Origin of the sequence: Streptomyces sp. (assembly GCF_019510245.1) — a bacterium.
Lineage (GTDB): Bacteria > Actinomycetota > Actinomycetes > Streptomycetales > Streptomycetaceae > Streptomyces.
The window spans coordinates 1-7,817 of record NZ_JAEKKT010000380.1 but is presented as its reverse complement, the minus strand read 5'-3'; the positions used below and the strand labels follow the sequence as shown (position 1 = coordinate 7,817).

General features: G+C 69.7%; 7 protein-coding genes. 6 read left to right on the top strand and 1 reads right to left on the bottom strand.

Annotated elements, in window-relative coordinates:
• The 6 genes from JF597_RS52255 to JF597_RS52230 form a co-directional block, all read left to right on the top strand.
• Positions 1-999 (top strand): glycosyl hydrolase (locus tag JF597_RS52255; protein ID WP_294013913.1); only part of this gene is annotated, 999 nt, incomplete at its 5' end.
• Positions 996-2,672 carry a hypothetical protein gene (locus JF597_RS52250; RefSeq protein WP_294013911.1) on the top strand — a complete coding sequence of 559 codons (1,677 nt, stop codon included), beginning with the start codon at positions 996-998 and terminating at the stop codon, positions 2,670-2,672. The genes JF597_RS52255 and JF597_RS52250, both read left to right, overlap by 4 nt.
• A complete protein-coding gene (locus JF597_RS52245; RefSeq protein WP_294013909.1) occupies positions 2,669-4,210 on the top strand; it encodes a glycosyltransferase family 39 protein in 1,542 nt (513 codons plus the stop codon). Before JF597_RS52250 ends, JF597_RS52245 begins: the two co-directional genes overlap by 4 nt.
• Positions 4,211-4,244: 34 nt before the next feature.
• Positions 4,245-5,585, top strand: coding sequence for a UDP-glucose/GDP-mannose dehydrogenase family protein (locus JF597_RS52240; protein ID WP_294013907.1), 1,341 nt, complete (start codon positions 4,245-4,247; stop codon positions 5,583-5,585).
• Entirely contained in the window at positions 5,582-6,343 is a 762-nt protein-coding gene (locus JF597_RS52235; RefSeq protein WP_294013905.1) for a polyprenol monophosphomannose synthase, read from the top strand. Before JF597_RS52240 ends, JF597_RS52235 begins: the two co-directional genes overlap by 4 nt.
• Positions 6,344-6,351: 8 nt before the next feature.
• Positions 6,352-6,888 (top strand): GtrA family protein, encoded by a 537-nt coding sequence (locus tag JF597_RS52230; RefSeq protein ID WP_079141035.1) that lies wholly within the window; start codon positions 6,352-6,354, stop codon positions 6,886-6,888.
• A gap of 34 nt (positions 6,889-6,922) precedes the next feature.
• On the opposite strand, the gene JF597_RS52225 is transcribed toward JF597_RS52230, so the two are convergent.
• Entirely contained in the window at positions 6,923-7,813 is an 891-nt protein-coding gene (locus JF597_RS52225) for a hypothetical protein (RefSeq protein WP_294013915.1), read from the bottom strand.
• Between the last annotated feature and the right edge of the window lie 4 nt (positions 7,814-7,817).

Sequence of the window (7,817 nt, the reverse complement as noted above, 5' to 3'; positions counted from 1 at the left end):
AAGACCGTCCTCCCGCTCTGCGTGGCGCTGATGTCCCTGGCGGGGGTCTCCGGCTGTGGTGTGCTCGGAGGCGACGACCCCGCCGCCCAGGCCGCGAAGGAACCGGCCGCCGGCTCCTCCTCCAAGGCACCCGGGGCGGAACTGCCGTACGACGTGAAGCCGCTGCTGCACCCGGACAAGGACTACTTCGGGGTGGCCCTGGACGGTGCGCCCAGCTCCCTGAAGCCGGTGGACACCTTCGCGAAGACCGTCGGCAAGAAGCCGAACCTCGTCGGCTCCTACTCGTCGTGGGGTGACGGCTTCAACTCCAAGGGCGCCCAGAACGTCTTCGGCGACGGCGGCCTGATGTATGTGTCGTGGGAGCCGTTCAAGCCTGGCCTCGACAAGATCGCCGACGGCTCGCAGGACGGGTACATCAAGAAGTACGCGGACAGTGTGCGCAAGACGGACGTGCCTGTGGCGATCAGCTTCGGGCACGAGATGAACGGCCACTGGTATCCGTGGGGCACCAAGGACACCACCCCTGAGACCTTCGTGAAGGCGTGGCGGCACATTCACGACGTCTTCCAGGACGTCGGCGCCACCAACGTGATCTGGGTGTGGAGCCCGAACGTCATCAACCCCGTGCGTTCCGTGAAACTGAAGCCCTACTGGCCCGGTGACGCCTACGTCGACTGGGTCGGCGTCGTCGGCTACTGGACGCAGACCGGCGCTCACACCTTCGACACCCTGTACGGCCCGACGCGCAGCCAGATCGACGCGTTCACCGACAAGCCGGTGCTGATCAGCGAGACCTCGTCGGAGCCCGGGGAGCGGCGGCGCGCCGATGTGCGCGACCTGCTCGCGGGTGTGAAGAAGGACAAGGACGTCATCGGCTTCCTGTGGTTCAACATCCCCAAACGGGCCGACTGGCGCATCCAGAGCAGCCCGCTCGCGCTGGCCGAGTTCAAGCGCCTCATCGCGGACGACGACTTCGGATTCGAGGTGCCGCGTTCATGACGACGCAGCAACAGGACGGCGGCTGGTCGGAGCCCGGCCCGCACCAGGACGACTGGCAGCAGCACTACCCGCCCCACACCGACCAGCATCAGCAGGGCTACGGCGACCAGCAGGCCTACGAACAGCAGCAGACCTACGGTGATCAGCAGGCGTACGGCTATCAGCAGCCCTATGCCGGGCAGCAGCACATCCCCCAGCAGCCGAGCCCTGCGCAGCAGTACTACGCGCGTCCCCACACGGTCGGCCCCGACGTCGAGTACTACGTTCCGGAGTACACGGTCGTCGAACCCGAGCCGGAGCCCGAGCCCGGCTATGTGCTCCCCGAGGTCGCGGTGTCGGCCTGGTCGGTCGACAACAGCCGCTCGGCATGGATCAGCCGTGGCGCCCTGGTCCTGATCCTGCTCGTGCAGGCAGGGCTGTCCTTCCGGCTCGACGGCAGCGCCTTCCCTCAAGAGGCGAAGTTCCTGATGTCCGACGGCGAGCTGTCGGGGCTGGTCTCCCAGCTCGGCCTCGCCGGGGCCCGGGCGCTGAGCCTGGCTTGGGCGCTCGGAGCCACGGCACTGCTGTTCGGCGCCACCCGGCTGCTGTTCAACGCGCGGGCCGGTCTCGCGGCCGCCGCCATGTACTCCGTGCTGGAGTCGACCGCCTTCACCGGCCGGTACGCCTCCCTGCACTCCCTGTCGCTGTTCCTGCTCGCCGCCGCCCTGTGGCTGCTGGCCAGGACCCGGCAGGCGAGCCCCGCGGCCGTGCTGCTCGCGGCGCCCTTCGCGGCCCTCGCGCCGTTCGCCGCGTACGCGGCCGCCCTGTACCTGCCCACGCTGACCGTGCTCGCCGTGCTGACCGCCTACCGGTTCCGCGGCGCGGGCGCCTTCGTGCGGGGCGCGCTGTTCGCGGCGGCCACCGGCGCACTGTGCTTTGCCGGAGTCCAGCTCGCCGGCACGCCGAGCGGTTGGAACGTTCAGAGCAGCGACAGCGCCCTCGAACTGCTGAAGGAAAGCGCCCAGTGGGGCGGAGTCGTCCTGCTGGTCGCGGTGATCGGTGCCGTCGGCTTCATCCGGCGGGCCCGGATGGGCGAGATGCCGTGGGCCGAGGGCACTGCACCTGGTGCCATCCGGCGCTCCCTGCTCGGCCTGACCCTGTGTGCCACCGCTCTGCTCGCACCGCTCTACCAGGCCTGGCTGGGTAACGGCAGCTCGCTGTACGTCCACGTCGGCTTCGGACTGCTCTTCGCGGTGCCGATGGCGGGCCTCGGCGTCTCGCGGATGATGGGTGCCCACTTCCGGTACCCGCAGATCGGCATCATGATCTACGTCGCCGCCCTGGTGATCGGCATGGCGCAGACCCGCGAGCTGTACCGGCCGCCGGACTCGGCCGCCATGATCGGTGCCCTGCGCGAGGTCGTGGACACCAAGGGCGAGTACCTGACGGACGACCCGGAGATCTCCGCCTACTACCTGCGGACGCAGACGAAGCCCGCCCAGTGGCACCAGGCCGAGCGCGGCCCGGCCTTGTCGGCCGCCGTGAAGAGGGGCTCCTACGACGCGATCGTGCTGCGGGCCGACTCCGTTCCCGAGGCGCTGCGCGGCAACGCCGACTACCGGCTGCTGGCCCTGCTGCGGCCCTCCGACAAGGACGGCGGACAGGAGCCGTACCGGATCTGGGTGAAGCGATGACGGCATACACACCATCGGTCGACGAAACGGCCGCGCAGGATCCCGAGGACGATGCGTCCTCCGATCACCGCCGGTCCGCCGACGGTGCCGGCAGGGGCTCGGCGTGGCTCGCCTTCTTGCTGCCGGCGCTGGTCGCGGCCGCCTGCGTGGTGCCGGGGCTCGGCGGCCGCCAGCTGTGGCGCGACGAGCACGCCACCTGGTGGGCGTCCACGATCTCGTGGCACGACCTCGGACGGCTGATCGGCAGCATCGACGTCGTGATCGCGCCGTACTACGCGGCGATGCATCTGTGGATCGACGTCGCCGGGGACTCGGCGGCGATGCTGCGGCTGCCGGAGGCGCTCGCCATGGCGGTCTCGGCCGGTCTGGTCGGGCTGCTCGGACGCCGGATGTTCGCGGTGCGCACCGGGGTGCTGGCCGGACTGCTGTTCGCGGTGGTGCCGATGATCACCCGGTACGGTCAGGAGGCCCGGCCGTACGCCTTCGCGACGATGTTCGCGCTGCTGGCCACCCTGTGGCTGATCCGGGCGCTGGACAAGCCGAGTCTGCGCAATTGGACGCTGTACGGGCTCGCCATCGCGGCCACGGGATTCAGCCACCTGGTGGCGATGGCGGTGCTCGCCGGGCATGTGTGGCTCGTCTTCCTGGCCAAGAAGCGGGGCGACCGCATCGCCCACTACGCCTTCGCCGGCGCGGCCCTGCTGGGGCTTTCCATCACCTTCCCGATGGTGGCGCAGGGCACCGGGCAGAGCGGGCAGATCGCCTGGAACGTCACCACGACCAAGGACCTGACCCAGTTCCCGGACACTCTGTTCGGGTCCTGGATCACCGGCGGAGCGGTGATGGCCCTCGGTGTGGTCGGTCTCATGGTCGCCGGGCGGTACTCGGTGCTGCTCGCAGCCTGGGCCGTACTGCCGCCGGTCCTCACCTTCGCGACCGCCAACCAGCTGCACCTCTTCCTGCCGCGGTACCTGCTGTTCACCATCCCGGCCTGGACGCTGCTGGTGGCCGCCGCGCTCACCCGCCTCGTCGGCAGACTCGATCCCGAGGCCCGCCGGGGGACCGGCGCGCAGGTCCTGAGCGGGCTGCTGGTCGCGGCCGTCGCGGCCGGGTACGCCTTCGTGGCGTGGCCGGCGATCGGAGACGCCAAGAAGGACCTGCCTATGGAGCCCGACTTCCGGGGTGCGGCGAACGTGGTCGCGGCGGGCGAGAAGCCCGGCGACGGGATGGTCTTCAACGGCGGGATGTCGGAGCGTCGGGCCATGGCGTACGAACTGCGGGACCGTAAGGCCCCCAAGGACGTGCTCATGGAGTACACCCCGCAGGAGAACGGGTCCTACGGCGCCACCGAGTGCCGTAAGCCGGCGAGCTGTCTCAAGGGCACCGACCGGCTCTGGCTGATCTCCACTGTCAGCGACGGGCGTCCGCCGCTCACCGGCATGAACGAGAAGACCGCGGCGGCGATCGAGAAGTCCTTCAAGGCCGGTCGCACGGTGAAGCTGAACCACATCGTGGTGCGGGTTCTCGAGCGCAAGTAGCGACCGACAACGGAGTTGTGAAGGAGGCCGCTGGATGCGGCTCACAGTCATCGGTACCGGCTATCTCGGTGCCACCCATGCCGCCTGCATGGCGGAGCTCGGGCACGAGGTGCTCGGGGTCGACGTGGACCCCGACAAGATCGCAGCGCTGCGGGCCGGCCAGGTGCCGTTCCACGAGCCGGGTCTGCCCGAGCTGATCCGGAAACACACGGCGAGCGGGCGGCTCCGCTTCACCACCGACTACGCGGAGGCCGGGACCTTCGGCGAGGTGCACTTCGTGTGCGTCGGCACCCCGCAGCGCAAGGGGTCCGAGGGCGCCGACCTGACCTATGTCGATGCCGCCTTCGCGGCGATCGCCGAGCACGCGGAGGAGGGCTCGCTGCTGGTCGGCAAGTCGACCGTGCCGGTGGGCACGGCCGAACGGCTGGCCTCCCTTTTCGAAGGCGCCGAGGTCGCCTGGAACCCGGAGTTCCTGCGGGAGGGCTTCGCCATCGAGGACACGCTGCGTCCGGACCGGCTGGTTTTCGGCGTGCGGTCTTCACACGCGGAAACGACCCTCCGTAAGGTGTACGCCCCGGTTCTCGACGCGGGCACTCCCGTCGTCACCGCCGACTTCCCGACCGCCGAACTGGTCAAGACGGCTGCCAACGCCTTCCTCGCCACCAAGATCTCCTTCATCAACGCGATGGCAGAGGTCTGCGAGGCCGCGGGCGGCGACGTCGGCGTGCTCGCCGAGGCGATCGGGTACGACGACCGGATCGGGAAGAAGTTCCTGCGCGCCGGTGTCGGCTTCGGCGGCGGCTGTCTGCCCAAGGACATCCGCGCCTTCGCGCACCGCGCCGACGAGCTCGGGGTCTCGCTGGCGTTCCTGCGCGAGGTCGACGCGATCAACATGCGCCGCCGCGACAAGGTCGTCGCCCTGGCGCGGGAGCTGTGCGGGGGTGCGGTCCTGGGGGCCCGTATCGCCGTACTGGGAGCGGCCTTCAAGCCCGACTCCGACGACATCCGTGACTCGCCCGCGCTGAACGTGGCCGCCCGGCTGCGTCTGGACGGCGCCGATGTCACGGTCTACGACCCCGAGGCGCTGGACAACGCCCGCAAGGCGTACCCGCTTCTCGGTTACGCGATATCGGCCGAGGAAGCCCTGCGGGGAGCCGACCTCGTGCTGCATCTGACCGAGTGGCCGCAGTTCCGGGAGATCGATCCGGAGCGGGCCGCGCGACTGGTGGCCCGCCCACGGATCGTGGACGGCCGGGGGGCGCTCGACGGGGAGCGTTGGGCCGCGGCGGGCTGGCACTTCCGGGCGTTGGGCAGACCCGCGCCCGCTGGGGAGAGGCCCCTCGGGGGTCTCTTGGGAGGGAAGAGAAAGACATGACGAGCCTCGACAGATACCCGGGTGTACCGGTTACCGTCGTGATGCCCACGTACAACGAAGCGCCGAACCTGCCCCGTATGGCAGAGCTGGTCCTCGGCCTGCCGATCGACGGGCTGCATCTGAAGATCGTCGACGACTCCAGCCCGGACGGTACCGGGCGGATCGCCGAGGAGCTCGCCGAGAAGCACAACTGGGACGGGCGGCGCCGGATGAGCGTGCTGCACCGGACGGAGAAGGACGGGCTCGGGCGCGCCTATGTGGCCGGTATGAGCGCCGCTCTGGACGAGGGCGCCGCGTACGTCGTCCAGATGGACGCCGACGGCAGCCACCCGGTGGAAGCGGTCCCACGCATGCTCGGTACGGCCGTGGCGTCCGGGGTGGGCCTGGTCGTCGGCAGCCGGTACGTGGAGGGCGGCTCGCTGGACGAGGAGTGGGGCAGGCACCGCGTCCTGCTGTCGCGATTCGCCAACCGGTACGCCCGGACCGTGCTCGGCACCAAGATCCGGGACATCACCGCGGGCTTCAACCTGTGGTCGGCGGCCACCCTGCGCGACATCGACCTCGCGACCCTGGACAGCGCCGGCTACAGCTTCCAGGTCGAGCTGAAGTTCAAGGCCGTCCGGGCCGGGCACAGCGCCGTGGAGATCCCGATCCGCTTCGAGGAGCGCACCGAGGGCGTCTCCAAGATGAACCTCTCGACGCAGATCGAGTCGGCGGTGATGCCGGTACGGCTGCGACTGCGCAACCGACGGGGCTGAGCGCGACGGTGAGCAGCGGACGTCACGCGCTTCCCTCCCGGTGGGGGAGGCTGTACCGCGAGATCGCGAAGTTCGGCATGGTGGGGGCCTCGGGCTTCGTGGTCAACCTCGCGGTCTTCAACCTCGTCAGGACCGTCACGGACTGGCAGACCGTCCGGGCGAGCGTCCTGGCCACGGTCGTCGCCATTCTCAGCAACTATCTCGGGCTGCGGTACTTCGCGTACCGCAACCAGGAGCAGGCGGACCGCAACAGCCGCAGGAAGGAGCTGACCCTCTTCCTGTTCTTCAGCGCGATCGGCCTGGTCATAGAGAACTCGGTGCTCTACGTGACCACCTACGGGTTCGGCTGGGACGGCACGCTCGCCACCAACGTCAGCAAGTTCCTCGGCATCGGCGTGGCGACCCTGTTCCGCTTCTGGTCCTACCGCACCTGGGTCTTCAGGACGGCCGGGAGCCGGGAGACGGCCGGCAGCCTGCCGGAACCCGTCGTGCCGTATCCCGAGCCCGTCCTGAGCGGCTCCAGCGGCTCCTGGGAGCGGACCTGAACGAACCTGACCCGGCGCGCCTCGGCGCGCCGGGTCATTCGCTCGCAGCCGTGGACGCCTGAGCCTCGCCGCGGCGGTGGATCTGGCGGAAGGTGAACTCGGCCAGGTTGTCGCCGATGCCGAAGACCGCGGTGTCCTTCTCCGTGACGTTCTTGCCGCTGGCGAAGCCGGCGATGGTGAAGTAGGCGTAGCGGCCGTAGGAGTTCGAGGTCGTGCGGCAGATCGCGGAGTTGCAGAAGGCCTTGACCGCGCCGCCGGACAGCGACTTGACGATGTCCTTCTTGGTGTTGACCTGGCTCTTCGCCTTCGCCGCCTGGGCCTCGGTGTCGAAGACGGCCACGCCGACCGTCACCGAGACGCCGTCCTTGGTGTAGCTGACCCGCATGAACTGGGTGCAGCTGTTGGCCTTCAGGATCTTTCCGAGGCTGGGCTGGACCGTGTCACCGGCGGCGCAGTTCTTCGTGTCGGCCGTCGTGCCCTTCTTGTACACGGTCGAGCCCATGGTCAGCTGGGTGCCCGGGAAGAGGATCTGCGCGCTGAGCGGGGCCGTGTCCTTGGCCTTGCTGGCGATGAAGTCCTTCGGGTCCAGCGGCGGCGGGGCGCTGGTCGGCGCGAACGACGGCGTGGTCCCGGTCGCGCTCGGGATGTCGGCGGTCGCCGGCAGCGACGAGGTCGGCTTGTTCGCCTCGTCGTCGCCGTTCGCCGACACGACGGCCATCGCCACGGCGGTGCCTATGGCGACCGTGGCGACCGCGCCGCCTACGATGAAGAACAGCCGACGGCGCCTGTTGCGGATCTCGGACGCCTCGGCGAGCGCGGCCCAGTCCGGAGTCTGCTCGCCCCCGTCGCTGCCCCATGGCTGCTGCGACTGCGGTTTCCAGGGATCCCACTGGGACGGGGGTCCCCCCTGCTGCCCAAAGCTCATGGGG